Consider the following 25195-nt stretch of genomic DNA (forward strand, 5'->3'; position numbering starts at 1 on the left):
TTGTTTTATTGGCCCATCTTTTCGCGCCAATGGCGTCGGCAGAGGGAGACATAGGTTTCGTTGCCCCCGACCTGTACCTGCTCGCCGCCCTTCAGCGCCTGTCCATCCGGTCCCATCCGCACCACCATCGTCGCCTTGCGCCCGCAATGACAGATTGTCCGGACCTCGCGCATGTCGTCGGCCAGAGCCAGCAATGCAGCCGAGCCCGGGAAAAGCTCCCCCATGAAATCAACGCGCAGTCCGTAGCACATGACCGGAATGTCAAGATCGTCGCAGGCGCGGGCCAGTTGCCAGACCTGATCGCGGGTAAGAAACTGCGCTTCGTCAAGAAAAACGCAGGCACAGGGCCCCTCTTCGAGGCGGTCGCGGATCAGGGTGAACATGTCGGTTTCGGGCGTGAAGCAGGCGGCATCCGCGCCGATGCCGATGCGGCTGCCAATACGGCCCTGACCTGCGCGGGTATCCAGCTTGGCCGTTACCAAGAGCGTCTGCATCCCGCGTTCGACATAATTGTAGGAGGCCTGCAGCAGCATCGTGCTTTTGCCGGCATTCATGGTTGAATAATGGAAATACAGCTTGGCCATAGTTGGGGGATAGCCCTGTGGGGGCTGCGGGGCAAGAGGACGCAGGGCGGTGCCGGGCGGCGGATGCGGGGCCGCGCGGGTATCGAACCCCCGCGGCCCCGCCACATCCCTGCAGGGATGTGTGACCCGTGTGGCGTGTTTCAGCCGCGATCCGCCGTGTCGAGCCAGATGGTAACGGGTCCGTCATTTGTAAGGCTGACCGCCATATCGGCGGCAAAGATGCCGTTTTCCACCGGCAGCCCCAACGCGCGCAGTGCCTTGCTGAAATGTTCGTACAGATGTTTGCCGGTGTCGGGGGCGGCTGCCGTCGAAAAGCCCGGGCGATTGCCTGTGCGTGTATCGGCAGCCAGCGTGAACTGGCTCACCACAAGGCAGGCCCCGCCGATATCGCTGACGGAACGGTTCATTTTGCCCGCCTCGTCCTTGAATATCCGTAGCTTGGCGACACGCGCGGCCAGTTTCTCGGCCTGGATTTCGCCGTCCCCCTCCATCGCGCAGACCAGCACCAGCAGGCCGGCCCCGATTTCGCCGGTGATCCGGCCTTCCACTTCGACTTTGGCTTGGGTGACACGTTGCAGCAGGGCGCGCATGGGTTTGACCTTCATATAGGTGTGTTCTGGGATATACTGCAGGGCGCGCGCCGTCACGCGTGCCCTGCATGCGGCATTCGGCAGCCGGATGCGACAGGCTAGCGCGAGAAATAGAGCACCAGCCCCGCAATCACTGCAACCGCGACGGCCGCAAGCGCGATTTTCCACACCGACCACGGCCGGTCGCCCGAGACGCATCCGGTTTGGCCATTGACGATGAACCGGTAGCTTTTGCCTTGGAACCGGTAGGCGGCGGACCAGATTGGCAACAGGATATGCTTGAAGGTCTCGTCAGAGAATTGCGGGTCCATTGCCGCGATCCTTTGTGTGTCACCGCCGATATCGCGACGGATATCGCTCTGGATCACCTGCAGCATCTTTGCTTGGGCCTGATGATGCGCTTCCGGCACTTCGACGGTATAATTCTCGGCAGAAAACCCCGCCAGAAAGCTCGCATCATAGCCTGCTACATGCGAGAGGTTCCAAGGCATCAGCTTTCCCACATGCGGGGCGGGCAGGGAGCGTGCCGCATAGACCAGCACGTCGTCGAAATCGCGCCCCACCTGACCGGCCACCGGTGTCCAGCGGATACGGCGCTCCTGTTGCTCGCGGCGCACGGTCTGGCCGTTCTCGTTGACGGTAACTAGACGGGTCTCGTAATAATAATCGCCGCGTTGTCCGGAATAACGGGTGCGGGTGCGGGCATCGAAGGTCCAGAACGGCGCGTAGACGCCGGTCATCTTACGCCCTTTTCGCGCAAATTCGGCCAGACCATTGGGGGCAAACCAGCGCCCCTTCAGCCATTTGGTCAGGGCTGCGCGGGCTTCCGTTTCGGTGACGGCAAAGGGCAGGACCCCCTGTGGGCGGAATTGTCGGATATCGCCGGCATCCGTCACGATCGGGGTCGCGCAGAACGGACATTCCGTGGCGTGCTGGTCCGGCCCCAGCTCGATCTGGGCCGAGCAGTTGGGGCAGGACAGATGGCGGCTTTCATGGCTTTGGGTTTCGGGCAGACCATTGGCCAGCACCGGTGCCAGCGGTAGCTCACGAAGACCGCTCTCCCCGCGATGGAGAATGGCGGGAATGTCCTGCATGTGGCCACAATGGTCACAGACCATCCGTGTCTCGCCGGGATTGAAGCGCAGATCCGCGCCACAGGCCTCGCAGGGATAGATCTGGGGGGGCTTTGCACGCGGCTTGTCTGCCGTCGGGCGGGCCACTCGGGGCAGTTTCATCGGCTCGGGCCTTTTCTCTTGGCAGGACGTTCGCTCAGTGACCGGGCGGGGGAGGTGGCGGCTCGATCGTGAAAAGCTGCGCCAGTTCGGCGATCTCTTCTGCCGTTTTCCAACCATCCTGTCCGGGGGCCCAGACAAGCGAGCTGCGTGAGAATTGTCCGTCCGTTTTCATCTGGGCCAGCTGTCCGCGCCCGTAAGGCCCGAGTGTCTGTCCGTTGACGGCCATATGCCACACCTTCTCTACGGCGGGAGGTGGGGGCGGAGGCGGCGCGGCGACAGCCGCGCCGCCTCCGCCCTGGGGCGCGCGGGCTTGCCCGGGCGCAACCCCTTGCTGCGATACTGGCATCTGGCCCCACGGCCCCGTTTGTGTCTGCGCCGGCCCTGCCTGAAGCTGCCCGGCCTGAAGCTGCCCTGCCTGCCCGTATCCCCAAGGTCCGGCCAAAGGCTGGCTGCCCAGTTGCTGGCCCATCGCTATGCCCATTCCCGCGCCAAGGCCCGCCCCCATGGCCGCGCCCATGCCGCTTGCGGCCCCCGAGCCCGGCTGCCCCATCGCCTCGGCCGCGTTAAACTGCATATAACGGTTCAGATCGCCCACGATGCCCATCGAAGTCCGCTTGTCGAGCACCTTCTCCACTTCGGACGGCAGCGAGATATTCTCGACATAGAACTCGGGCAGGCTCAGCCCGTATTCGGCAATGGTCGGGGCAATCGCCTCGGCCACAAGCTGGCCCAGATCCGCCGTATTGGCCGCCATGTCCAGCACCGGAATATTGGACCCCGCGAGTGCGCGCGAAAACTCCTGAACGATGATATTGCGAAGCTGATAGCTCACCTCGTCCGAGGTGAATTCGCCATCCGTCCCCACGATCTCGGTGATAAACTTGCCCGGATCGCTCACTCTGGCGGCATAGGTGCCGAAGGCGCGCAGCCGCACCGGCCCGAATTCGGGATCACGGGTGATGACAGGGTTCTTGGTGCCCCATTTCAGATCGGTGAAACGGGTCGTATTGACGAAATAGATCTCGGACTGGAAGGGTGATTTGAACCCGTGATCCCAATGCTGGAGCGTGGTCAGGATCGGCAGGTTGTTGGTTTCCAGCAGATAGAGACCGGGGGTGAAGACATCGGCCAGCTGGCCTTCATGGATGAAGACGGCGGCCTGTCCCTCGCGCACCGTCAGCTTGGCACCATATTTGATGGCATGGCCCTGACGTTCAAACCGCCAGACCATCGTGTCGCGGGTGTCATCCACCCAGGAGATGACATCGATGAATTCGCCGCTGAGGAAATCGAGAATACCCATTATCCGGTCTCCGGTTCATAAAATCGACGGGGCGGGCGAACGGCCTGCCCCGATAGGTCAGTCATTCGGGGTCAGCTCTGCCGCGATCTCGCGGATGGCGGGCATCGCCTCGTCCTGTGTCATGCCCGGTCGTAACCGCGGGTCATAGAGCATCTTCAGCATCAGCTCGTCCTGATGGGTCAGCCGTGCAAATTCCTCGTCATCATTGAAAATCGAGGGACGGGCGCGGGGATAGTCATTGGCCAGCCCCAGGCCCTGCGCAAGCTCTTCGTCAAAGCAGCTCTCGCGCAGCGCATCGGGATGTTCGCCGCGGATGATGGCCACTGCGCGCGAATAGGCGGATTTGTCGCCCTCGGAAAAGGCGAAGACCACGCAGAAGGTGGTGGTGGGCAGATTGGTGATCGCATTGACCGAACTGTCATCAATGCCCGGCACCATCTTGCGCAATAGCGCGGCAGAGCCCTCGCGTTCGTCCTCGTTCAGCACCAGCACCGAGAAATTGCCCCGATCGGGCACAAGGCTGACCGGATGGCGGGTGATCTGCGCCAGCTTTCCGGCATAGGCGCGCACGGTGGCGGTGTCTTTCTGGCGCTGCGCCTCGGGGATCGAGGCCCCGAAATGCAGATCCATCCGCACCGGTTCTTCCCAGCGGCGCAGCTTCGAAGCGGTCTGCTTTGCAACAAAGGCGCCATTGCGATGCTCGTATTCATCATAAAGCGCGATATTGACAAAATTGTCGATCAGCTGCCTGCGGTGGAACGGGGCATCGCGGGGGGCCACATCGGTGCGCATCAGCCCTTGTGACAGCAGATTGTCCTGCACCTGCTGGAAATAAGCGGCCAGCGCGATGCTGTCGGGGGACCGCGGGGCGACCTTCGCGCCGTTCAGGTCCTGCGGGGCGGTTTGCGGGCGGGGCGTCTTGCGCGGGCTCTGCGCGGCAGGGCCGGAAAAGGGTAGGGTCGAACATCCGGCGACGGCCAGCAGGCAAAGCCCCACACCCATCGCCCGCAACATGCGGCTATGGCGCGAAGAGACCACCGCCCCGAGCGGATGGGGCAGGCGGGATAGGGCACCGCGCCGGAAGGTCTCGCTTGCGCCGCCGGTCATTCTTAACGCGCTCCCTGTTGCGCGGCGGGACGCGGGCTGCGGGCCGAGGCCAGCGTGTCACGCAGACGCCCCTCCATCTCCACCAGTTCCCGTTCGGCCTCGGCGCGCTGGCGCTTGCCCTCATCGGCAATCGAGAGGCTGTCCTCGATGGTGGCAATCAGGGTCTCGTTGGCCTGTTTCACGGCCTGAATGTCAAACACGCCGCGTTCCATTTCCTGCCGCACGGTCTGGTTGGCCTGACGCAGGTTCTCGGCATTGGCGGTCAGCAGGTCATTGGTGAGGTCATTGGCGGCCTTCACCGCGCCTGCGGCCTCCGCCGAGCGCTGGATCGTAACGGCCTGTGCCAGTTGGGTTTCCCACAGCGGCACGGTATTGACCAAGGTCGAGTTGATCTTGGAGACCAGTGCCTTGTCGTTTTCCTGTACCAGCCGGATCGAGGGGAGCGACTGCATGGTGACCTGACGGGTCAGCTTCAGGTCATGCACGCGGCGCTCCAGATCATCGCGTGCGGCACGGATGTCGCGCAGCTCCTGGGCACGGATCAGCTTGTCGCCCTCGGCGGCCTGCGCCACTTCCGCCTCTTTGGCGGGAATGATCGTGGCATCGGCCTCGGCCAGCTTGGCTTCCCCGGCCGCGATATAAAGCGCCAGTTCATCATAGAATTTCAGCGTTTTGGTATAAAGCAGATCAAGCGATTTGACATCCTTGAGCAGCTTCGTTTCATGCGAAAGCAGCACATCGCTGATCTTGTCGATCTGGCTTTGCACCTGTTCATAGCGCGCAAGGAACGAGGCAAAGGGCGCCGCGCGCCCCATCAGCCGTTCCCACCAGCTTTGCTTGCGGCGCACATCCAGCTCGCTGACCGAAAACCCGCGCAACGTGGTGACGATCTGGCGCAGGCTATCACCGGCAGGGCCGGTATCCTTGTTTTTCACATCCACCAGCATCGCCTGACTGATCTCCTGCAACTCCGACTGGGCGCGGGTGCCAAAGCGCAGAATGGTGTTGGAATCGGTCAGGTCGACCTCGTTCATCCGTGACCGGATCTCGATGGCGGTGGGGGCCTCGGCCTTGTCGAGCGCCAGACCGACCTCTTGCGGATCGGGGAGGCGCAGGGCCGCAACCTGTTCGATCTCGCTGATATTCTTGGCGGCCGCTTCGCGGGTCGTGTCGCTCATCTTATCGGTCTCCTTGGCAGGACGTAATAGCGTCAGTCATGATGTCGGGAAAAGGTCGGGGCGATGCCGTCGCGTTCCAGCCGTTCGCGCAGCACGTCGATCTCGATCTCCAACCCTTCGCGCCCGCTTTCGATCAGCTGGCGCGATTTGGCCGTGAAATTGCGTTCGAGATCGTCGAGCAGGCTCTCGTAGCGGCTGCGGGCGGCGGGATCGGGGCTTTGGGCGTAGAGATCGGCAAAGCGGATGGTCGCATCACGTGCGCCTTCCAGATAAAGGGTCAGGTAGCGGCGTGCGGCGCGCAGATCGTTGGGGTCTTCCTCGACCGCACGGAACAGATCGCGGGCGCGGGTGGCAAACATTTCCACACGGGCCTCAAGCTGGGGGGCATGGGCGCGGGCAATGGCCGCCCGCATGGCCGCCAGATGCTCCTCGCCAATCGCCACCGCCTCGGCGGCGCGTTCCTGCTGGAACGGGTCTATACCATCCATGCCCTTGTTTTTCAAAGGGTCCAACCCGAAAGCCACGATCCCCAGCGCTGTGCCGATAAGGCCGCTGCCAAGCGCACCCAGCAGGCCCATCTCCTGCGCCCCGAGCGCCAGACCCAGCCCGATGCCCATCGCGCCAAGGATCTTGCGCGGCAGGGCGGGACGGCGGGCCACACGGCGCGCCTCATAGGCGGCCTGCGCCCGTAATCCTTCGCGGATCAGGAACGCGGCGCCTGCACATAGGCCGAATGCCATGATCGCGCGCGCCAGAGCCACAGGCCCCGCCCCGAATGCCCCGAACAAAAAGGGCAGGGCGCAGATGGCCACCCAGAACGGACGGCCCTCATAGGGGTGTTCCGGTCTGGGCAGGCGCTCGGTCGGAATGTCTTCCTGCCCGTTCAGACGGTCGGGATGGTGCGGGGCTTCGGGGCTGTATTTGCCAGAGAAACGGCGGGCCATCGTCAGACGCTGCCTGTCATCGCAATTTTCAGCGTCAGCGCCAGCATCAGCAGGAATGCGATGCGCTGAATGGCTTTGTGCGACATAGGGCCCCCTTTTCTTCGGTTCAGCAGGTTCGGTCAAGCGATCATCAGCGACGCTCATCTTAAGCGAAGAATAGGTATAATGGCACGGCTCTGCCAGAGGGGGGTGGCAGAAAAGCGCGTATCGGGGCTGCAAGAAACCGGCATTGCGGCGTGGCCCCAGCGCTTTGTCTCAAAAGAACCTGCGCTTTGCCCAAAAAGAAACGGCGCCAAATCGGGTTTGGCGCCGTAACAGGATTATTCGCTACGCGGTTTGCGCGGCCCTTTGGGGCCATCGCCGCGCTGGCCGTCGCGTTTGGGGCCGCCCTTGAAGCCACCCCCCGACTTGCCGCCAAATTTGCTTGCGCCCGGCTTGCCACCGAAGTTGCGCTCGCCGCGCTGGCCGTCACGTTTGGGGCCGCCCTTGAAGCCGCCGCGCTCGTTGTCGCCGCCGCCGAAGCTGCGCGGCTTGTTGCCACCATCGCGGTTGCCGTCACGGCGCGGACCACGGTCGTCGCCGTTGTCGAAACGCGGTTTGCGGGGCTTGTCCCCGAAACGGGCCTCGCCTTCTTCGCGACGCGGCTTGCCAAAGCTTTTGCCATCGCCGCGCGGGCCACGATCCTCAAACGTCTTGTCGCCAAACTTGCGCTCGCCGAATTTCTTCTCACCGAAGCTGCGGCCTTCGCCTCCGTCGCGGCGCGGGCGATCCCCGAATTTCTTGTCCCCGAATTTCTTGTCGCCAAACTTGCGATCGCCGAACTTGCGGTCATCGCCGTCGCGGCGCGGGCGGTCGGCGCGGTCTTCGCGCGGTGCGTTCCGCTCTTCCTGCCGCTTGTCGGGAGACCAGCGCTGCTTGCGGGGACGGTCTTCCCCTTCGGCCCGCAGGCCACGGTCCGCGCGTTCGAAACGGTCGCCGCGCTCGGGGCGGTCCCCACGGGCGCTGAAATCTTTCTGGCGGCCAAAGCTGCGTTCGGGTTTGCCGCGCCCGTCGCCGCGCCCGTCTTCGTTGTCCCGCGGTGCACGGTCGAAGCGTTTGCCACCCCGTTCCCCGCGATCGCCCCGCTCCCCGAACCGGCCACGCGGGCGCTCGCCGTCGTCGCGGCGGCCTGCGGGCTTGTTGCGGTCGGCAGGTTGTGCGCCGGGCGTATCCTCCAGCAGGCTGCCCAGCTGGTCATGCAGGACGCGGCGTTTGATTTCCATCACATCGCCGGGCTGCATTTCGTTGAGGCGGAAGGGGCCGTAGCTGACGCGGATCAGGCGGTTCACCGTCAGGCCGATTTCGGCCATGGCGCGGCGGATCTCGCGGTTCTTGCCTTCGCGCAGGCCGACGGTCAGCCATGCATTCGCGCCTTGCTGGCGGTCAAGCGTGATGTCCATCGGCTGGAATTCGGTGCCGTCGATGGTGATCCCCGCGCGCAGCGGGTTGAAGGTGTCGGGCGTGGGGCGTCCATTGACCCGCACGCGGTATTTGCGCAGCCAGCCGGTTTCGGGTAGTTCGAGGCGACGTTTGAGCGCCCCGTCATTGGTCAGCAGCAGCAGGCCTTCGGAGTTGAGATCGAGGCGGCCGACATTCAGCACGCGCGGCATGCCTTCGGGCATCTCGTCAAAGATAGTGCGGCGGCCCTGCTCGTCTTTCTCGGTGGTCACCAGACCCAGCGGCTTGTAATAGAGCCAGACGCGGGTTTCCTGCGGTGCATCGATCGGCGTGCCGTCGATGGTGACCTTGTCTTTGGGGGTGACATCCAGCGCCGGAGATGCGGCCTGTTTGCCATTGACCGCCACACGGCCTGCAAGGATCAGTTTTTCGGCATCACGGCGCGAGGCGACGCCCGAACGTGCGATGACCTTGGCAATACGCTCGCCCCCAGAGCTTGCGGCAGAGGGCGTATTGTCCGGTTTCGGCGTATTGTTGGAATCATTGGTCATGGCAGGCGGCTCCCGAGGCGGTCTTGAAGGCGCCTCTCTATAGTGTCTTATCTCCTGTGGGAAGAGCCTTGCATATAAGAAGCTTCGCGTCCAAGAGGAGATATGTTCAGAAGTTTCATGGATCAGGCGCTGGAAGAGGCGCGGGCGGCGGCTTTGCGTGGCGAGGTTCCGGTGGGAGCCGTGATCGTTTCGCCTGCGGGCGAGGTGGTGGCGCGCGCCGGAAACCGCACGCGCGAACTCTGTGACCCTACCGCCCATGCCGAGATTCTGGCTTTGCGCGCGGCCTGTCATGCCGTCGGGTCGGAGCGGCTGGTGGGGTATGATCTCTATGTCACGCTGGAACCCTGCCCGATGTGCGCGGCGGCGATTGCGGCGGCGCGTGTCGGGCGGCTGTATTATGGTGCGGCGGATGTGAAATCGGGCGGGGTGGCGCAGGGCGCGCGGGTGTTCTCGCATCCGCAATGCCATCATGCGCCCGAGGTTTATGACGGGATTTCGGCGGCACCCGCAGAGGCGCTGTTGCGTGCTTTCTTTGCCGCGCGGCGATAGGGGGCGGGGCAAGGGGCTTTGCCCCTCTTCGACTGCGTCGAATTCACCCCAGGATATTTCGGGCAGCTGGAACGCAGGCGGTTTTGCTTGACGCTGTTGCGCGATCCGGCATATGGCGGGCTTGCGCAGGGGGTCGGATGACCGCGGCGATTACGTAGCTCTGTATCTGCAGACAGCCGGATCGCCGAGGAAAGTCCGGACTCCATGAAGTGACGGTGCCGGGTAACGCCCGGCGGGGGTAACCCTAGGGAAAGCGCCACAGAGAACAGACCGCCCTGCTTTGGCACGGGTAAGGGTGAAACGGTGGGGTAAGAGCCCACCGCGGGACTGGTAACAGGACCGGCATGGCAAGCCCCACCGGGAGCAACGCCGAATAGGGATCGCGTGCCGCAGGCATCTGTCTGACGGTAGGGGAGCTTCGCCCCGAGTGATCCGGGTTGGCAGCTTGAGCCTGCAGGCAACTGCAGGCCTAGAGGAATGGTCATCGACGGGGGTAACCCCTGAACAGAATCCGGCTTATAGACCGCCTGCGCAAATTCTGCCCTTTTCCGCCGTCTGCCAGAGGGGGCATGTCGTGAGAGAGCGGCTTTGGGGATGTGTTATGTCGAATTTCGGGAAGATCGCGCATTTGGCTGTTGACTCTGGGGTGAGTCTGACTAAAAGGCGGGCTTCAAGGATTTCGATGGTGGTCGCGCGATGCTGGCTGCCTGGCTCAGGAGATGAAACATGGCGAAGCCGACGACGCAAAAGATCCGTCTGACCTCGACGGCGGGCACCGGGCACTTCTATGTGACCAAGAAGAATGCCCGTACCATGACCGAGAAAATGGTCGTGAAGAAATACGACCCGGTTGTGCGTAAGCACGTCGAATATAAAGAAGGCAAGATCAAGTAAGATCTGTCTTTCTGACGAAGCGAAGGCCGCCCTCGGGCGGCTTTTTGCTGTTTGGCGGGGCGGGGTCTTGCGGGGGCGGGCCTTTGGTCCAGTCTGGCAGGATGCCCGACGCCTTTGCGCCATTTTCTGGATGCCCGTAATGCGTGTGGCGCGGCGCGGGAGCCGATTCTATCGGCGCTGGTGCAGGCCGAGGCGCTTTTGGCACCATGCGGCCGGTTTCTTCGGCGGATGTCGTCATGCGTGTGGTTGACTGGCTGCCGGAGCGATTCCGTTGCAGTGGCTTTGCTCCGGCGTCCGGTCTGATCGAGGTCTATCTGCATCCCCAAGTGTTACAGGATCCTGCGGCCTTGCGGGGCGATCTTTTGCGGGTGCTCTTGCATGAATATCACCACGTCCGACGCGGGGACTGGTCCGGGCTATGGCCGCAGTCTGGAGGAAGCTCTGGTGAGCGAAGGGCTGGCGCAGCTTTTCGTGCATCAGGTGCTGGATGTGCTGCCTGCGCCGTGAGAATTTGCAGTGAGTGAGGCCGAGCAGCGACCCTATATTCCGCGGGAACTGGAGGGGTTTGGCCGTGCCTATGATCCTTCGGAGTGGTTCATGGGGAGGGGGCTGCCGCGTTGGCTGGGCTAGGCTTTGGGACGGCGGATTGTGGCGGCGGGGCTGGGCCATGCCACGCCCTACGAGGCACGACCTCGGGGGGCAGGCACATTCCGTCCGGAGGTGCTGGCGCTTCCCGAGTAAAATAATCGGATTTACAAAGCTGACAAAATAGGTCACTTATGCGTGAAGTAGAAGTTTCACTGATATGAGGAATCCTATGTCCTGTCGTCTGCACGCGCTGATCACCAGTACTGCTCTTGTTGTGGCCCCTCTTATGGCTCCGGTGACGGCCTATGCGGACGCGCCAAGCGCGGAGGCGGTGATCAAGACCTATGCCGATATCGCACAGGCGGGCTATGAAGACAGTTTGTTGACGGCTCAGGCATTGGAAGCGGCTGTGGACACGCTGGTCAAGGCCCCCACGCAGGCGCATCTGAGCGCCGCGAAAGAGGCGTGGATCGCCGCCCGTAAGCCCTATCAGCAGACCGAGGCCTTCCGTTTCGGCAATGCGCTGGTGGATGACTGGGAGGGCCGTGTGAACGCCTGGCCGCTGGACGAGGGGCTGATTGATTATGTCGATGAGGATTCCGCCGCCAATAACGAGGAAAACGATCTGGCGCTGGCCAATGTGATTGCAAATAAATCGCTGACCATTGGCGGGCAGCCGGTGGATGCCAGCACGATCTCGCCCGAATTTCTGGCCGAGACCCTGCAGGAGGCCGAGGGCGTCGAGGCCAATGTGGCCACCGGCTATCACGCCATCGAATTCCTGCTTTGGGGGCAGGATCTGAACGGCACCGAGGCAGGGGCCGGTGCGCGCCCCTATACCGACTATGTTCAGGGCGAGGGCTGCACGGGGGGGAATTGCGACCGCCGTGCCGATTATCTGCAGGCCGCTTCCGCCTTGCTGGTCGCGGATCTGAAAGAGATGGTCGGTCATTGGGACGAGGACGGGGCGGCGCGCAAGGCCCTGACCGACGATGCCGAGGCGGGGATCACGACGATTCTGACCGGCATGGGGTCGCTGTCTTATGGCGAGTTGGCGGGCGAGCGGACCAAGCTGGGCCTGATGCTGCATGATCCGGAAGAAGAGCATGATTGCTTCTCGGATATGACCCATCTGTCGCATTACTATGATGCTGTCGGGATTCGTAACGTCTATACCGGCCAGTATACCCGCGTGGATGGTTCGGTTGTGGAAGGGGCATCGCTTTCGGGGCTGGTTGCGGCCAAGGATGCGGATGTGGATGCGCAGCTGACCAAGGATCTTGATGCGTCGGTGGCGGCCGCTGCCGCGATCAAGGCCAAAGCCGAAAGCGGCATGGCCTATGACCAGATGATCGCTCTGGGCAATGACGAGGGGGCGGCATTGGTGACCGGCCTAGTGGATGCGCTGGTTGCCCAGACCCGTACCATCGAACGGGCGGTGACGGTGCTAGGGGCCGAGGTCGAGATCGAAGGGTCGGACAGTCTCGATAATCCCGATGCGGTGTTCCAGTAAAAGGGCAGGGTTGCCGGAAGATAGGCCCATATTTTCCGGCATCACGGTCCTGAATGTCCCGCGGCAGCGATGCCGCGGGCTTTTGTGATGTGAGGGTCATGATCAGGTCTTTGTTGTCCGCTTTTATTGCACCGGCCGTGCTTGTGCCCGTTCTGTGTCTGCCGGTGGCCGCCTGTGCGGGCGGGACGGAGGCGATATCGGTTGTGCAGCCTGTCCGCCAGTTCACGACCGCCGAGCGTTACGAGGCCAATCCGGGCGGGGCGGGCAGCCTTGCGACCCGCCGTTTTGACAGGCCTGCAGCCAGTCTGCCCGCTGCGCAGCGCATGACCTTCACCTTGGGCGAGGCGCTGTTTGAAAAGCTCTGGGTGCCCGCGCCCTCCAGCACGCGCGCCTCGGACGGGCTGGGGCCGCTGTTCAATGCCCGCGCCTGTGCCAACTGCCATCCGGGCAACGGGCGGGGCCGCCCCGAGGACGGGCAGGGGATTTCGGGCATGGTGCTGAAACTCTCGCGGCGTTACCGCGCGGAAGACGGGGCCTTCGGGGTCGAGGGCTGGCACGGGATGATCCCCGATTATGACTTCGGCTGGCAGTTGCAGGATCGGGCGGTGCCATCGCTGCAGCCCGAGGGGCGGCTGGAGCTGGAGTGGATCGAGGCCCACGGCCTGCGCTATCCCGCGCCGCGCATTGATCTGCCGCCCGAGGTGCTGACCTCGCTGCGGGTGGCACCGCAGATCATCGGCTTAGGGCTGCTGGAGGCGATCCCCGAGGCGGATATTCTAATGCATGCCGACCCCGAGGATGCCGATGGCGACGGGATCTCGGGGCGGGCGCAATATGCCCCTGGCCCCGATGGTGCGGTCCGGTTGGGGCGGTTCGGGCATAAGGCAGGCATGGCGCGGCTGGTGGATATGACGGCGCAGGCGTTCAGTCAGGATATGGGGCTGTCGAGCGTGCTTTTCCCCGAAGGCTCGGGCGATTGCACCCTGACGCAGACGGACTGTCTGGAGCTGCCCGACGGCATCGATGTGGGTCTGCGCGACAATGCCGAAGTCTCCACCGAGGCGCTGCGAGCGGTCACTGATTACGTGACTTGGCTGGGGGTACCCAAGCGCCGCGATGTGGCGGACCCGCAGGTTCTGCGCGGCAAGCAGGCCTTCTATCAGGCGCAATGCCATGCCTGCCATGTGCCGAAATTCGTCACCGCGACCAGCGAGGATCCGGTGACCTCTCATCAGCTCATCTGGCCCTATAGTGACCTGCTGTTGCATGACATGGGCGAGGAGCTGGCCGATCACCGCCCCGAAGGGGTCGCCTCGGGGCACGAATGGCGCACGGCCCCGCTTTGGGGGATCGGGCTGACACAGGAAAATACCGGCCATGCGCCGCGCTTTCTGCATGATGGCCGTGCGGCCACATTGGACGAGGCAATCCGCTGGCATGGTGGCGAGGCAGGGGCTGCCCGTGATAGATATCTGGCGCTGCCTGCCGCATCCCGCGCCGACCTGATCCGTTTTCTGGAGACCCTGTAATGCGTTCTGTCCTGCTTTCCCTGCCGTTTCTTGCCTTGGCGCTGCCTGCTGTGGCCGATGTGCGCGCGACGGTTACCGATGATGTGCTGCCCGCATATGCCGCGCTGTCGGATGCGGCGGTTGCCCTGCAGAAAGGGGCCGAGGCGGATTGCTCGATTGCGGCGATGCAACCGCTCTGGAACACGGCCTTCGATGCATGGATGGGGGTCAGTTTCCTGCGTCTGGGGCCGGTGGAAGAGCAGGGGCGGGCGCTGGCCTTTGCGTTCTGGCCCGATGCCAAAGCCACGGGCCGCCGCCAGCTTTCGGCGTTGATCAAGGCGCAGGATCCGCAATTCACCGATGCCACCGCCTTGGGCAAGGCCTCGATCGGGGTGCGGGGGTTCTTCGGGTTGGAACATCTGCTTTATGGCCCCTTGGCAAGCGATGAGGCGTATACCTGCAAGCTGCGCGCCGCGATGGCCTCCGATCTGGCGCAGATGGCGATCGACACCGAGGTCGGCTGGCAGAACGGCTTTGCCGACGAACTGCTTACCCCCGGTGCCGAGGGGCACAGCCTGTATCTGACCGAATCCGAGGCGCGGCAGGCGCTCTATACCCAGCTGGTGACGGGGCTCGAATTTGACAAGGATATCCGCTTGGGGCGTCCTTTGGGCAGCTTCGAGCATCCGCGCCCCGAACGGGCCGAGATGCTGGCCTCGGGGCGGTCTTTGCGCAATGTGATCCTGTCGCTGGAGGCGCTCAAAGGTTTTGCCGATAAACTGGCGCAGGGCATGGGCGAGACCCCCAAGACCGATGCGGCCTTCGCAAGGGCGATCGAGCTGGCGCAGGATCTGGATGATCCGGTTTTTGCCGGTGTGGATGACCCGATGACGCGGCTGAAGGTCGAGATCGTGCAACAGCAGATCGGGCTGACGGTCGATGCCATGCAGGCCGAGCTGGGGCCTTTGCTGGGGGTGAATGTGGGCTTTAACGCAGCGGATGGAGACTAGGATGAAACGGCGTCATTTTCTTGCAAGCCTTGCCGCAGCGGTGAGCGTTCCACGTCTGAGCTGGGCCGATGCGGGCAATCCCGCCTTTCTGGCCGCCGCGAAATCGCCCGATGGCAGCTATGCGATCTGGGGGCTGACGGCAGAAGGCGCACCGCTTTTCACGCAACCGCTGCCCGGTCGTGGTCATGCCGCCACCGCCCATCCCGACCGCCCCGAGGCCGTGGCGTTTGCCCGCCGTCCGGGGACCTTCGCGCTGGTGATCGACTGTGTGACGGGCGGGCTTGTGGCGCGGCTGACCCCGCCCGAGGGGCGTCAGTTCAACGGTCATGGGGCGTTTTCGGGGGATGGCTCGCGGCTTTATACCTCCGAGGTGGTGGCCGAAGGCTCCGCAGGACGGATCGGCATCTGGGATGTGGCGCGCGGCTATGTGCGGGTGGGGGAGTTCGCCTCGAACGGGATCGGCCCGCATGAAATCCTGCGCCTTCCCGGCCAAGAGGTTCTGGTGGTGGCCAATGGCGGGATCCAGACCGACCCCAGCGACCGCACGCCGCTGAATATCGACACGATGCGCCCGAACCTGAGCTATCTTTCGCCCGAGGGGGAGGTGCTGGAGGTCGTCGAGCTTGAGCCCGAGCTGTGGCAGAACTCGATCCGCCACCTGTCGGTGCGCGGTGACGGGCGGGTGGCGTTCTGCATGCAGTGGCAGGGCGATCTGATGGAGCCGGTGCCTTTGCTGGGCCTGCATGACCGCGGCCAGAAGGTGGTTCTGGCCGACCCCCTGCCGGGCGAGGAATTTGCCATGAAGGGCTATGCCGGATCGGTGGCTTTCGGGCAGGGCGGGCGCGAGGTGGCGATCACCAGCCCGCGTGGCGGCATGGTGCAGGCCTATTCGGCGGAAGGCGAGGCGCTTTGGTCGGTGCGCCGTGCCGATGTCTGCGGCCTTGGGGTCTGCAAGCAGGGCGGGTTCACCGCAACCGATGGCGCGGGGCTTGTGTCGCAGATCACCGCTCAGGGTATCGTGCCGCTCAAGCGCTCGGATGTGGCATGGGATAACCACCTGATCCCGATCGGGGTCTGATTACAGCTTGCGCTCGAATTTCAGCGAGAGGTGGATCTGGTCGGTCAGATCCCCCTCGACCCCGTCCAGCCCGATGCGGGTGCTCAGATTGCCCAGCCCCTTGCGGTCCAGATCCAGCCCCAGCTCGACGCGCGAGGTAAACCAGTCGGTCGAGGGGTAGGCCTCGTCCAGCAGACCGGTGCCGACACTGTGCTGGGCCACAAGCGCGAATTGTCCGGTCAGCCCCATCTTGGCCCAGTTGCTTTCGAGCGGATGCGAGAACTCCACCCCTGCCGAAAGCTGTGACAGGGACAGCCGGTCACCATCCACTAGCGCACCGCTGGCAATCTTGAACTGGTGGGCCACCTCATTGACATGGCTGGCGAAAATATTCGGCGTCAATTCTGTTGTGCCCATTTCAAAGCGGCCTTCCATACGGGCCTGAAACAGCGTGCGTTCGGCGCGGGCACGGCGCTGGATCGAACCGTCGGGCGCGAACTGGTTGTTGGTGGCCCCGTGCAGCAGCCGCATCGACCAGTCCAGCTCGGTCTGTGGCACCTTGCCCGCCAGATAGGGGCCGACCAGAAAGCCATAGCCTTCGCCCGAGGCCCCATCATCGATACGGCGCTCTGCCGCATCCAGCTGGGCCATCGCGCCGACATAGATCTGCTCGTTCAGCTTGGTATGCCCGCCAAAGGCGACAAAGCTGTATTGCAACGCGGTCTCATCGCTGCGGGTCCAGTTGGACTCGACCACCGCCCAGCTGCGCTGCCCCTTGGCGGTATTGAATTTCAGATTGCCGAGATCATCGGTCAGATGGGCATCGAAGATCCGGTCCTTGCTGTTTTCAAACATGAAATCCAGCACATTGGGCTGGCGCGCCAGAAGCCTGTCCTGACGCATCTTCTGCAATCCCGCAAGCGCGACAGAGGTTTCGCGCGCCGTCGGCCAATCGGCCTCGCTGGCTGTCGCCCCGAAAGGAGCAGCCATGATCCCGAATATGATCGCGGGCAAAAGAATGCCGCGCGCAAGCGTCCGTCCGTTCATGGAACGCCTCACTGGTTGCTTCGTGCCTGATAACGGATTGCGCAGGGCATGATGCCGAAATCTCTGCCACGCGCATGGCAGATCTGCGGGTCCGTTTTGTTATCGTCTTTTGGTATAAGCAGAAGGTAACAAAAACTCGGGGTAGGTGGCAAGTTTTCGCCGGACCGGAAGGGAAATTGTGATCGCGGCTGGTGATCTTTTGGGCGCGGCGTCGCATTTTCTGCGATGATTCACGTGAAATGGCCGCACGGCACCGCCGCACGGCCTGACAGGTTGATCTGCCGTTGCTCAGGCCCTCAGGCCTTCAGGCGTCAACAATGACATGCCCGCGCGGATTGGAGCAGCAGGCGAGAATGTAGCCTTCGGCAATATCGTCTTCGGTGATGCCGCCATTATGGACCATATGCACCTCGCCCGAGACCTTCTTGATCTTGCAGGTGCCGCAGACGCCGAAGGTGCAGCCCGAAGGAATATTCAGCCCCGCCTGACGGGCAACCGCCAGAACCGTATCGGTCTCGGCGCATTTCTGTGTCACGCCGGAGCCGGAGAACTCGATTTCGGCGGTGGCCCCTTCCTCGGGCAGCTCGTCTTCGGGGATGTCGCGCACTTCCTCGATCGGGGCGCTGAAGCTTTCCTGATGGTAGTGGTCCATATCGAAGCCAAGGCCCGCCAAGGCTTCGCGCACGGCGGTCATAAAGGGTTCGGGGCCGCAGCAGAAGACCTCGCGTTCGAGATAGTCGGGCGCCATAAGGCCCAGCATCAACTGGTTGAAAAAGCCCTGATATCCGGTCCAGGGTTCGTATTTATCCGCCCCTTCGACAACCCATTTCAGGTCGATCCCGTGTACCCGCGAGGCCATATGTTCCAGCCGTTCGCGGAAGATGATCTCTGACGGGCGGCGGGCGCAATTCACAAAAACAATGTCGCAATCGCGGCCAAGGTCATACATATGCGTGGTCATCGACATCATCGGCGTGATGCCCGAACCCGCCGAGATAAAGAGATATTTTTCGGCAGGGTAATTGGCGTTGGTAAAGCTGCCGGTGGGGCCGATCGCCTTGATCCTCATCCCCGGTTTGAGGTTGTCGAACATCCAGCGGGTCCCGATGGACTCGGGCTGGGCCTTGACCGTCACGGTGATCGACATCGGCCGCGAGGGCGAGGACGAGATCGTATAGGTGCGGTACAAAGGCCCACCCGGCACCGGAATTTCCAAGGTCAGGAACTGGCCGGGCTGGTAGTCGAAGATCGCCCGTGAAGGTGCCTGAAAACAGAAGGTCATCACATTGGGCACCTCGGGCAGCACCGAGACGCATTCCAGCTCTTCTGAATCGTTCCAGATCTTGATCGCGGTTTCGCCGGGGATGAGGGTCATTAACTTACTCCGCTGCGAGCTTCACGGGGCCCACCCGCGAAGTCATGGTGTCACAATACCAATTCACGAACTGGATCACGCCATCCTCATGGGTTGGCGAATAGGGGCCGGGCTCATAGGCGGGCGAGTTGATGCCCTGCTGGTTGTCTTCAACCACGCGGCGATCCTCGTCATTGGTATGTTCCCAGACGGTGGTGAGGTTCTTGATGTCATAATCCTGCCCCTCGACCGCATCTTTATTCACCAGCCAGGTGGTGGTGACCTCGGTCTCGGTCGGGCTGATCGGCGTCACGCGGAAGGTGATCGAATGGTCCGACAGGAAGTGGTTCCACGTGGTGGGGTAGTTGAACAGCAGCAAAGTGCCCGCATCCAGCACCGGCACGCGGCCCAGACGTTTTTTCACGGCGATCTTGCCATTCATCGTATAGCTTTCGGCACCATCCAAGAGCGGCATACGCGCCACGCGATATTCGCCGTTATCGGCCATCTTGAAGCGCGAGGGCGCACCCATGCCTTCCAGACGGTTGAAGTGGTTTTCAACCTTCTCTGGGAAGGTGCCATCGGCGCTGACACCGGTGATCGAGGGATCTTCGGGATAGGTGCGGCACAGGTCGGGATGGTTGCCCGCGCAGTGATAGCACTCGCGGTTGTTTTCCCACACCAGCTTCCAGTTGCCATTCTCGATGATGGTGGACTGGAAGGCGACCTTGGCATTGGACAGGTCATGCACCTCCAGATAGGGGGTGACGGTCTCGGCAAACGTGTCGAAATCGGGCGCATTCTCGGCCAGACAGATATAGATCAGCCCCGAGACCTCACGGCAGTTGACGGGCTTCAGCCCGTGTTTCGAGGCATCGAACTCCGGCCCCATATCGCGCGCCCATAGCAGGCGGCCATCCAGCTCGTAGGTCCATTGGTGATAGGGGCAGACCAGCTTGGCAGCGGTGCCCTTCTTGTGCTGGCAGATCACCGAGCCACGGTGGCGGCAGGTGTTATGGAAGGCGCGGATGACATCATCCTGACCACGCACGATCACCACCGTATAGGCGCCGACCTTATGGGTGACATAGGCGCCTTTCTTCGGCAGCTCGGCGCGCGAGGCGGTAAAAAGCCATTCCTTGTACCAGATCTGGTCGAGATCGGTCTGGAAGATCTCGGGAGAGGTGTAGAAGGCCTGTTCGAGCGCATGGCCGGGTTTGCGGCGGGCGAGAAGCTCGGGAAGGGAAGCGGAGGGTTGCATGGCCTTGTCTCCATGGCACGCTAGTGCTGCGCGGCTGTGGGTTTCAATGGACCCAGAGTAGTCACGATTAAGATTTGGCGAAGGCGCATTTGCGACCCCTGCGACGGGGATTTGCGACATAAGGGAAAAACTTGTCGTAAAAATTGCAGGATCGACCCTGTCGGGCAGGGGGCTGGCACGTGCCGCCGACTCAGGGGGGCGTCGCCTCAAGCGGTTGAAGTTCTTGGAAGAACAGCGGGCCGCAAAAAGCCGCGCAAAGCGGGGCTTGCGCGGCTTTGTCGTTTTGAGAGCGGGGTCACAGACCCAGCGCGTCTTTCACAACCGGCAGGCCCTCTTTGCCGTCAATGGTTGTCACGCCGTCCAGCCACGGGGTGACGACATCGGGATGCGCTTTCAGCCATGCCGGAACCGCCTCGTCGGGGTCTTTGCCGTCATTGAGGATCGCCCCCATGATCTCGTTTTCCATCGGCAGGGTGAAGGTCATGTTTTTCAGCAGCTTGCCGACATTCGGGCATTCGGTCGCATAGCCTTTACGGGTCACGGTCTGCACCGTGCCTTCGCCGCCAAAGAAATCCTCGCCGCCGGTCAGGTATTTGATGTCATAGGTCGAATTCATCGGATGCGGGGCCCAGCCAAGGAACACCACCGCCTTCTTTTTCGGATAAAGACGCCCCACCTGCGCCAGCATGCCCTGTTCCGAGCTTTCGACAATCTGGAACCCCTCCAGAACCTTGCCTTTCTCGGTCAGGTCCATCAGGTAGCCATTGCCTTCATTGCCCGGCTCGATGCCGTAGATCTTGTGATCCAGCTCGTCGGCGAATTTCGGGATATCGGCATAGCTATGCAGCCCCTTGTCGTAAAGATAGGTCGGAACGGCCAGCGTGTAGTTGGTGCCGGTCAGGTTGGTGGTGACCACATCGATCGTGCCTTTGTCGAGATAGGGGCCGATGGCGGCCTGCTGCGCGGGCATCCAGTTGCCAAGGAAGACGTCGATATCATTCGAGGCCAGCGACGAGAAAGTGACCGGCACGCCGAGCACATCGACATTGACCTTATAGCCAAGAGCGGTCAGCACTTCTTTCGCGGTTTCGGTGGTGGCGGTGATATCCGTCCAGCCGACATCGGAAAACCGCACGGTGCCACAATCGGCAAAAGCGGCAGCGGCATTGAGGGCGATGACAGAGGCGGTCACACCGCCCAGAAATTTGGCTTTCATTGTTACTCCCGGTTGCTTTGTGTTTTTTTGATTGACGAGTCAATTAGTGCATTCCTACCCTAACATGGCAATCCGTTTTTGTCATGCACATGGGTGGAACTGCGCAATCCGGTCAAAGAAAGCCGGTTCAAGCCTGCTTTCTGGGCAGGTCTGATGAGATTTTCAAATCAACGAGGAGTGGCCCCCGCGATGTCGCAACCGAATATCCTGATCTTTATGGTGGATCAGCTCAACGGCACCCTGTTCCCCGATGGTCCGGCCGAGTGGCTGCATGCGCCGAATCTCAAGAAGCTGGCGGCACGGTCGGTGCGCTTTGCCAATGCCTATACGGGCTCGCCGCTTTGCGCTCCGGGGCGGGCGGCCTTCATGTCGGGGCAGCTGCCCAGCTCGACGGGGGTCTATGACAATGCCGCCGAGTTCCGCTCGGATATTCCGACCTTCGCGCATCACCTGCGTCGGGCAGGCTATCAGACCTGCCTGTCGGGCAAGATGCATTTCGTAGGGCCTGACCAGCTGCATGGGTTCGAACAACGCCTGACCACCGATATCTACCCCGCTGATTTCGGCTGGACGCCGGATTACCGCAAGCCGGGCGAGCGGATCGACTGGTGGTATCACAATATGGGCTCGGTCACTGGCGCGGGCGTGGGTGAGATCTCCAACCAGCTGGAATATGACGACAATGTCGCCCATGAGGCGAAGATGAAGGTCTATGATCTGGCGCGCGGGTTGGACAACCGCCCGTGGATGCTGACCGTCAGCATGACCCATCCGCATGACCCTTACGTGGCGCGCAAGAAATACTGGGACCTCTATGAGGAATGCGAGCATCTGATGCCCACGGTCCCCGATATGGGCTATGACAATCAGGACAACCACTCCAAGCGCATCTTTGACGCCAATGACTGGCGCAATTTCAACATCACCCAAGAGGATATCCGCGACAGCCGCCGCGCCTATTTCGCCAATATCTCGTATTGCGACGATAAGATCGGCGAGATCATGGAGGCGCTGGAAAGCACCGGCCAAGAGGCGATCATCCTCTTTGTCTCGGACCATGGCGATATGCTGGGCGAGCGCGGGTTGTGGTTCAAGATGAACTTCTACGAGGGCTCGGCGCGGGTGCCATTGATGATGGCGGCCAGCGGGGTCGAGCCGCGCTTGGTCGAGACGCCTGTCTCCACCATCGATGTAACGCCGACGCTGTGCGATCTGGCGGGGATCGACCTGCAGGAGATCGCGCCTTGGCTGGATGGCGAAAGCCTGCTGCCCTTGGCCAAAGGCGGCACGCGCGAGACGGCGGTGAAGATGGAATATGCCGCCGAAGGGTCCTACGCGCCGCTGGTCAGCCTGCGGCAGGGAGATTACAAGCTGAACCTGTGCAAGCTGGACCCCGACCAGTTCTTCAACCTTAGCGCCGACCCGCATGAGCTGGTGAACCTAGCCGAGGACCCCGCCCATTCTGAGGCCTATCACGCGATGAAAGCCGAGGCTGAGGCGCGCTGGGATCTGGACCGCTATGACGCGGATGTGCGGGCCTCTCAGGCGCGGCGCTGGGTGGTCTATGATGCGCTGCGTCAGGGCGGCTATTACCCGTGGGATTACCAGCCGCTGAAGGATGCCTCCGAGGCCTATATGCGCAATCACATGGACCTCAATGTGCTGGAAACCAACAAGCGCTTCCCGCGCGGCGACTAGGCGTCTGAAGCCAACGTGAAGGCGAAGGGGCGGCGGACCGCCCCTTTTTCATGGCGCTCGGGGCGCGCAGGCCTATCCTGAGCATAGGACACAGGAGGATTTCCCGATGACGCAATTCTTTACCGCCGCCGATGGTGCGAAACTGGCCTATCGTGACGAGGGGCAGGGGGTGCCGGTACTGGCGCTGTCGGGGCTGACCCGCAATATGGCCGATTTCGACTATGTGGCGCCCTATCTGCTGGACATGGGCGTGCGGTTGATCCGCATGGATTACCGCGGGCGCGGGCAGTCGGAGTTTACGGGGGCTACCACCTATACCGTGCCGCAGGAGGGGGCTGATGCGTTGGCGCTTCTGGACCATCTGGGGCTGCAGAAGGCGGCGATTCTGGGCACCTCGCGCGGGGGGCTGATTGCGATGTATCTGGCGGCTGTCGCGCATGACCGGCTGCTGGGGGCCTGCCTGAATGACGTGGGGCCAAAGCTTGAAACGGCGGGGCTGAATGCGATTTTCGACTATCTCGGGCGCAATCCTGCTGCGAAGACCTATGATGCTATGGCCGCGCGTCTGCCCGATCTGATGGTGGGCTTTGCAAATGTTCCCGCCAGCCGCTGGGCGCAGGAGGTGCGTCACCATTATCTGGAAACCCCCGAAGGCCTGCGCCTGCGTTACGACCCTGCGTTGCGCGAGCCTTTCCTGAAGGACTTCAAAGGTGATCTGCCCGAGGCTTGGCCGTTCTTCGAAGCTTTCGCAGAGCTGCCGCTTTGTCTGATTCGCGGAGCGAATTCGGTGCTGTTGAGCGCGCAGACCGCAGCAAAAATGCAGCAGCTCAGGCCGGATATGATCTTCGCGGAAGTCGCGGATCGGGCGCATATTCCGTTTCTGGACGAGCCAAAATCGCTTGCGGCGCTATCAACATGGGTTGCCAAGCTGGCTTAACGTAACCCTGATAAGTAACTGAAAATTAAGCATTTTAATTGTTTTAATTTTACAAAACTTGTTTGCAGATGCTAAAACAAACATGCCTCGGAAATATATCGGGGCGGCGGCGGAGGCAATGTTTCAAGTGTTAACGAGTAACGCCTCCGCCGTGTGTCACGAGTAGACCGGTATATGTGTATGTAGCCAGTGCAGGGGAAGATATCGCCCCTGAAGGTTAAAGCTGCTCGAGCGTGCGAGGGCAGCGGCTGCCATTGTAAAAAGTGACAAGAACACGAGTGAATATGGCACCGCTGTCCGACTTTGCGTCGGTTTCAGCCATTTCGAACAGCGTCATGCAGGAGCGTAACTTGCGCGCATCGACCGTTCCTAGAATGTCGTCTATATCTTTTTCTGGATGTTGCAGCACGGCTTTGCAAGCGGCGCTGAGCCGTGTTTGCAAAGTCTGGTTGTCCAGATAGGCGCGGGCTTCCGACATATCGGCCAACCCGAATTCCTTTGATCGCGGCGATATGCCCAGACTGGCCAGTTGCGGAAAAATCCACCACATCCAGTGGCCGCGCTTGCGACCGGCCTGCAATTCCGAAAGCGCGACCGGAAAGTCGCGCTCCTGTTCTTTCAGAAAGCGTTCAAGCCCCGCCATCAGCCCCAGATGGCTTCGAATTCGCGCCATTCGCCTTTGGACATGCCCGAAGTCTCGGCGGTGACGGTTTCGCCCGCAAGGCGGCGCTTGAGCACCTCGACCGCGCGGCCAGACAGGTTGACCCCGCCCAGACGGTAATCCTCGAAGGCCTCATAAGCGGCAGGTACCCAGTCCTTGACGATATCGCACATGGTCTCGGCATAGACGCGGATCTCATATTGCGCATGGGCATCGGCACGCAGGCGCAGGAAGTGGAAGAGATTGTGCAGATCCACCTTCCAATACCATTGGGTATAGATATTGGTGGGCAGGTTCATCCGCGCCAATTCGCGCGCCAGCCCCTGTTTGCCGGCGTCCTCATCGGCGGTCAGCATGTCCTCATAGTGGTCGTAGGACCGCATCGCATCCTCGCGCAGCATGTCCAGCACGCGTGCTGCCTCGGCCCCTTGCAGAACCGCGCCACGGCCCTGATGGTTGACGGTGGATTGCGCCGCCAGCTGGTCGGGCTCGGGGATATAGAACTCGCGGTCGAGGATCGAATAGCGCGCCGAATATTCATTCACATTGGCAGTGCGGTGGCGGATCCACTGGCGCGCGACAAAGACCGGCAGCTTCACATGGAATTTCACTTCGCACATTTCGAAGGGGGTCGAGTGCCAGTGGCGCATCAGATAGCGGATCAGCCCGCGGTCATCCGAGACCTTCTTGGTGCCACGGCCATAGCTGACGCGCGCGGCCTGCGTGATAGCATTATCATCGCCCATATAGTCGATGACGCGGATCAGCCCGTGATCGAGCACCGGATGCGCGGTATACAGGCGCTCTTCCATTCCCGGCGAGACCGCGCGGCGGGTCGGCTGCGACAGCGCGCGCTGTTCCTCGATATCGGCAAGCTGTTCGGGGGTAAGCGTCATGGCGGTCTCCGTAAACTCTACAGGCGGATTCGATTGGCTCTCTGTATCGCGGGAAAAGCCTCGGGGGGCAACTGCTT

23 protein-coding genes and 1 other RNA gene are annotated in these 25195 nt (G+C 62.2%); 10 read left to right on the forward strand and 14 right to left on the reverse strand.

Features of this window, described 5'->3' with window-relative positions; all coding sequences use genetic code 11:
* Positions 1–5: 5 nt before the first annotated feature.
* From WDB86_RS13635 to WDB86_RS13670, 8 genes are all read right to left on the reverse strand, one after another.
* Positions 6–584: a thymidine kinase gene (locus WDB86_RS13635; RefSeq protein ID WP_339109535.1), complete on the reverse strand. Its 579-nt coding sequence runs from the start codon at positions 582–584 to the stop codon at positions 6–8.
* Positions 585–724: 140 nt separating this feature from the next.
* Complete coding sequence (dtd, locus tag WDB86_RS13640) at positions 725–1174, reverse strand: D-aminoacyl-tRNA deacylase (RefSeq protein ID WP_406737055.1); 450 nt, start codon at positions 1172–1174, stop codon at positions 725–727.
* A 98-nt stretch (positions 1175–1272) separates the two neighbouring features.
* On the reverse strand, positions 1273–2409 hold the full coding sequence (locus WDB86_RS13645) for a primosomal protein N' (replication factor Y) - superfamily II helicase (RefSeq protein ID WP_406721178.1): 1137 nt from the start codon (positions 2407–2409) through the stop codon (positions 1273–1275).
* Between the two features lie 34 nt (positions 2410–2443).
* A complete protein-coding gene (locus WDB86_RS13650; protein ID WP_406736161.1) occupies positions 2444–3712 on the reverse strand; it encodes an SPFH domain-containing protein in 1269 nt (422 codons plus the stop codon).
* 57 nt (positions 3713–3769) lie between these two features.
* Positions 3770–4819 (reverse strand): DUF2927 domain-containing protein, encoded by a 1050-nt coding sequence (locus WDB86_RS13655; protein ID WP_406736162.1) that lies wholly within the window; start codon positions 4817–4819, stop codon positions 3770–3772.
* 2 nt (positions 4820–4821) lie between these two features.
* A complete protein-coding gene (locus WDB86_RS13660; protein WP_339107959.1) occupies positions 4822–5997 on the reverse strand; it encodes a toxic anion resistance protein in 1176 nt (391 codons plus the stop codon).
* Between the two features lie 32 nt (positions 5998–6029).
* Positions 6030–6941 (reverse strand): 5-bromo-4-chloroindolyl phosphate hydrolysis family protein, encoded by a 912-nt coding sequence (locus tag WDB86_RS13665; RefSeq protein WP_339107958.1) that lies wholly within the window; start codon positions 6939–6941, stop codon positions 6030–6032.
* 320 nt (positions 6942–7261) lie between these two features.
* On the reverse strand, positions 7262–8929 hold the full coding sequence (locus tag WDB86_RS13670) for a pseudouridine synthase (protein ID WP_406736163.1): 1668 nt from the start codon (positions 8927–8929) through the stop codon (positions 7262–7264).
* Between the two features lie 102 nt (positions 8930–9031).
* Between WDB86_RS13670 and WDB86_RS13675 the strand changes: the two genes are divergently transcribed.
* The 8 genes from WDB86_RS13675 to WDB86_RS13710 all read left to right on the forward strand — a co-directional run bounded on the left by WDB86_RS13675 (position 9032) and on the right by WDB86_RS13710 (position 16069).
* On the forward strand, positions 9032–9478 hold the full coding sequence (locus WDB86_RS13675) for a nucleoside deaminase (protein WP_339107956.1): 447 nt from the start codon (positions 9032–9034) through the stop codon (positions 9476–9478).
* 125 nt (positions 9479–9603) lie between these two features.
* Positions 9604–10013: RNase P RNA component class A (gene rnpB, locus WDB86_RS13680), an RNA gene on the forward strand.
* A gap of 191 nt (positions 10014–10204) precedes the next feature.
* Positions 10205–10372 carry a 50S ribosomal protein L33 gene (gene rpmG / locus WDB86_RS13685; RefSeq protein ID WP_339107955.1) on the forward strand — a complete coding sequence of 56 codons (168 nt, stop codon included), beginning with the start codon at positions 10205–10207 and terminating at the stop codon, positions 10370–10372.
* Positions 10373–10750: 378 nt separating this feature from the next.
* Complete coding sequence (locus WDB86_RS13690) at positions 10751–10879, forward strand: hypothetical protein (protein ID WP_406736164.1); 129 nt, start codon at positions 10751–10753, stop codon at positions 10877–10879.
* Between the two features lie 310 nt (positions 10880–11189).
* Entirely contained in the window at positions 11190–12473 is a 1284-nt protein-coding gene (locus tag WDB86_RS13695) for an imelysin family protein (protein ID WP_406736165.1), read from the forward strand.
* Positions 12474–12586: 113 nt separating this feature from the next.
* Positions 12587–14002 (forward strand): di-heme oxidoredictase family protein, encoded by a 1416-nt coding sequence (locus WDB86_RS13700; RefSeq protein ID WP_406736166.1) that lies wholly within the window; start codon positions 12587–12589, stop codon positions 14000–14002.
* Positions 14002–14991 carry an imelysin family protein gene (locus tag WDB86_RS13705; protein ID WP_406736167.1) on the forward strand — a complete coding sequence of 330 codons (990 nt, stop codon included), beginning with the start codon at positions 14002–14004 and terminating at the stop codon, positions 14989–14991. Before WDB86_RS13700 ends, WDB86_RS13705 begins: the two co-directional genes overlap by 1 nt.
* A gap of 1 nt (position 14992) precedes the next feature.
* The gene (locus tag WDB86_RS13710; protein ID WP_406736168.1) at positions 14993–16069 is read left to right on the forward strand and encodes a DUF1513 domain-containing protein; all 1077 of its coding nucleotides are present in this window, start codon (positions 14993–14995) and stop codon (positions 16067–16069) included.
* Here the strand turns inward: WDB86_RS13710 and WDB86_RS13715 are convergent, their stop codons facing one another.
* The 4 genes from WDB86_RS13715 to choX form a co-directional block, all read right to left on the reverse strand.
* A complete protein-coding gene (locus tag WDB86_RS13715) occupies positions 16070–17095 on the reverse strand; it encodes a hypothetical protein (protein ID WP_406736169.1) in 1026 nt (341 codons plus the stop codon).
* 304 nt (positions 17096–17399) lie between these two features.
* Entirely contained in the window at positions 17400–18470 is a 1071-nt protein-coding gene (locus WDB86_RS13720; protein ID WP_339107949.1) for a hybrid-cluster NAD(P)-dependent oxidoreductase, read from the reverse strand.
* 4 nt (positions 18471–18474) lie between these two features.
* Positions 18475–19710 (reverse strand): aromatic ring-hydroxylating dioxygenase subunit alpha, encoded by a 1236-nt coding sequence (locus WDB86_RS13725; protein WP_406736170.1) that lies wholly within the window; start codon positions 19708–19710, stop codon positions 18475–18477.
* Between the two features lie 295 nt (positions 19711–20005).
* Entirely contained in the window at positions 20006–20926 is a 921-nt protein-coding gene (gene choX, locus WDB86_RS13730) for a choline ABC transporter substrate-binding protein (protein WP_339107947.1), read from the reverse strand.
* A gap of 189 nt (positions 20927–21115) precedes the next feature.
* Here choX and betC point away from each other — a divergent pair, with 189 nt between their 5' ends.
* Both betC and WDB86_RS13740 read left to right on the forward strand, forming a co-directional pair.
* Positions 21116–22624: a choline-sulfatase gene (gene betC, locus WDB86_RS13735; protein WP_406736171.1), complete on the forward strand. Its 1509-nt coding sequence runs from the start codon at positions 21116–21118 to the stop codon at positions 22622–22624.
* A gap of 106 nt (positions 22625–22730) precedes the next feature.
* Entirely contained in the window at positions 22731–23561 is an 831-nt protein-coding gene (locus WDB86_RS13740) for an alpha/beta fold hydrolase (RefSeq protein ID WP_406736172.1), read from the forward strand.
* A 217-nt stretch (positions 23562–23778) separates the two neighbouring features.
* On the opposite strand, the gene WDB86_RS13745 is transcribed toward WDB86_RS13740, so the two are convergent.
* Complete coding sequence (locus WDB86_RS13745) at positions 23779–24204, reverse strand: DUF1810 family protein (protein ID WP_339107944.1); 426 nt, start codon at positions 24202–24204, stop codon at positions 23779–23781.
* A complete protein-coding gene (thyX, locus tag WDB86_RS13750) occupies positions 24204–25118 on the reverse strand; it encodes an FAD-dependent thymidylate synthase (RefSeq protein WP_339107943.1) in 915 nt (304 codons plus the stop codon). The genes WDB86_RS13745 and thyX overlap by 1 nt, the downstream gene beginning before the upstream one ends.
* Positions 25119–25195: the final 77 nt, after the last annotated feature.

It is taken from the genome of Thioclava sp. GXIMD4215, from assembly GCF_045291555.1.
In the GTDB taxonomy this organism is placed as follows: Bacteria; Pseudomonadota; Alphaproteobacteria; order Rhodobacterales; family Rhodobacteraceae; genus Thioclava; species Thioclava litoralis.

What these genes read in the sequence shown, in the direction of transcription:
- WDB86_RS13635 (WP_339109535.1), bottom strand. Translation starts at nt 584, where the DNA reads ATGGCCAAGCTGTATTTCCATTATTCAACCATGAATGCCGGCAAAAGC.
- dtd (WP_406737055.1), bottom strand. Translation starts at nt 1,174, where the DNA reads ATGCGCGCCCTGCTGCAACGTGTCACCCAAGCCAAAGTCGAAGTGGAA.
- WDB86_RS13645 (WP_406721178.1), bottom strand. Translation starts at nt 2,409, where the DNA reads ATGAAACTGCCCCGAGTGGCCCGCCCGACGGCAGACAAGCCGCGTGCA.
- WDB86_RS13650 (WP_406736161.1), bottom strand. Translation starts at nt 3,712, where the DNA reads ATGGGTATTCTCGATTTCCTCAGCGGCGAATTCATCGATGTCATCTCC.
- WDB86_RS13655 (WP_406736162.1), bottom strand. Translation starts at nt 4,819, where the DNA reads ATGACCGGCGGCGCAAGCGAGACCTTCCGGCGCGGTGCCCTATCCCGC.
- WDB86_RS13660 (WP_339107959.1), bottom strand. Translation starts at nt 5,997, where the DNA reads ATGAGCGACACGACCCGCGAAGCGGCCGCCAAGAATATCAGCGAGATC.
- WDB86_RS13665 (WP_339107958.1), bottom strand. Translation starts at nt 6,941, where the DNA reads ATGGCCCGCCGTTTCTCTGGCAAATACAGCCCCGAAGCCCCGCACCAT.
- WDB86_RS13670 (WP_406736163.1), bottom strand. Translation starts at nt 8,929, where the DNA reads ATGACCAATGATTCCAACAATACGCCGAAACCGGACAATACGCCCTCT.
- WDB86_RS13675 (WP_339107956.1), top strand. Translation starts at nt 9,032, where the DNA reads ATGTTCAGAAGTTTCATGGATCAGGCGCTGGAAGAGGCGCGGGCGGCG.
- rpmG (WP_339107955.1), top strand. Translation starts at nt 10,205, where the DNA reads ATGGCGAAGCCGACGACGCAAAAGATCCGTCTGACCTCGACGGCGGGC.
- WDB86_RS13690 (WP_406736164.1), top strand. Translation starts at nt 10,751, where the DNA reads ATGAATATCACCACGTCCGACGCGGGGACTGGTCCGGGCTATGGCCGC.
- WDB86_RS13695 (WP_406736165.1), top strand. Translation starts at nt 11,190, where the DNA reads ATGTCCTGTCGTCTGCACGCGCTGATCACCAGTACTGCTCTTGTTGTG.
- WDB86_RS13705 (WP_406736167.1), top strand. Translation starts at nt 14,002, where the DNA reads ATGCGTTCTGTCCTGCTTTCCCTGCCGTTTCTTGCCTTGGCGCTGCCT.
- WDB86_RS13710 (WP_406736168.1), top strand. Translation starts at nt 14,993, where the DNA reads ATGAAACGGCGTCATTTTCTTGCAAGCCTTGCCGCAGCGGTGAGCGTT.
- WDB86_RS13715 (WP_406736169.1), bottom strand. Translation starts at nt 17,095, where the DNA reads ATGAACGGACGGACGCTTGCGCGCGGCATTCTTTTGCCCGCGATCATA.
- WDB86_RS13720 (WP_339107949.1), bottom strand. Translation starts at nt 18,470, where the DNA reads ATGACCCTCATCCCCGGCGAAACCGCGATCAAGATCTGGAACGATTCA.
- WDB86_RS13725 (WP_406736170.1), bottom strand. Translation starts at nt 19,710, where the DNA reads ATGCAACCCTCCGCTTCCCTTCCCGAGCTTCTCGCCCGCCGCAAACCC.
- choX (WP_339107947.1), bottom strand. Translation starts at nt 20,926, where the DNA reads ATGAAAGCCAAATTTCTGGGCGGTGTGACCGCCTCTGTCATCGCCCTC.
- betC (WP_406736171.1), top strand. Translation starts at nt 21,116, where the DNA reads ATGTCGCAACCGAATATCCTGATCTTTATGGTGGATCAGCTCAACGGC.
- WDB86_RS13740 (WP_406736172.1), top strand. Translation starts at nt 22,731, where the DNA reads ATGACGCAATTCTTTACCGCCGCCGATGGTGCGAAACTGGCCTATCGT.
- WDB86_RS13745 (WP_339107944.1), bottom strand. Translation starts at nt 24,204, where the DNA reads ATGGCGGGGCTTGAACGCTTTCTGAAAGAACAGGAGCGCGACTTTCCG.
- thyX (WP_339107943.1), bottom strand. Translation starts at nt 25,118, where the DNA reads ATGACGCTTACCCCCGAACAGCTTGCCGATATCGAGGAACAGCGCGCG.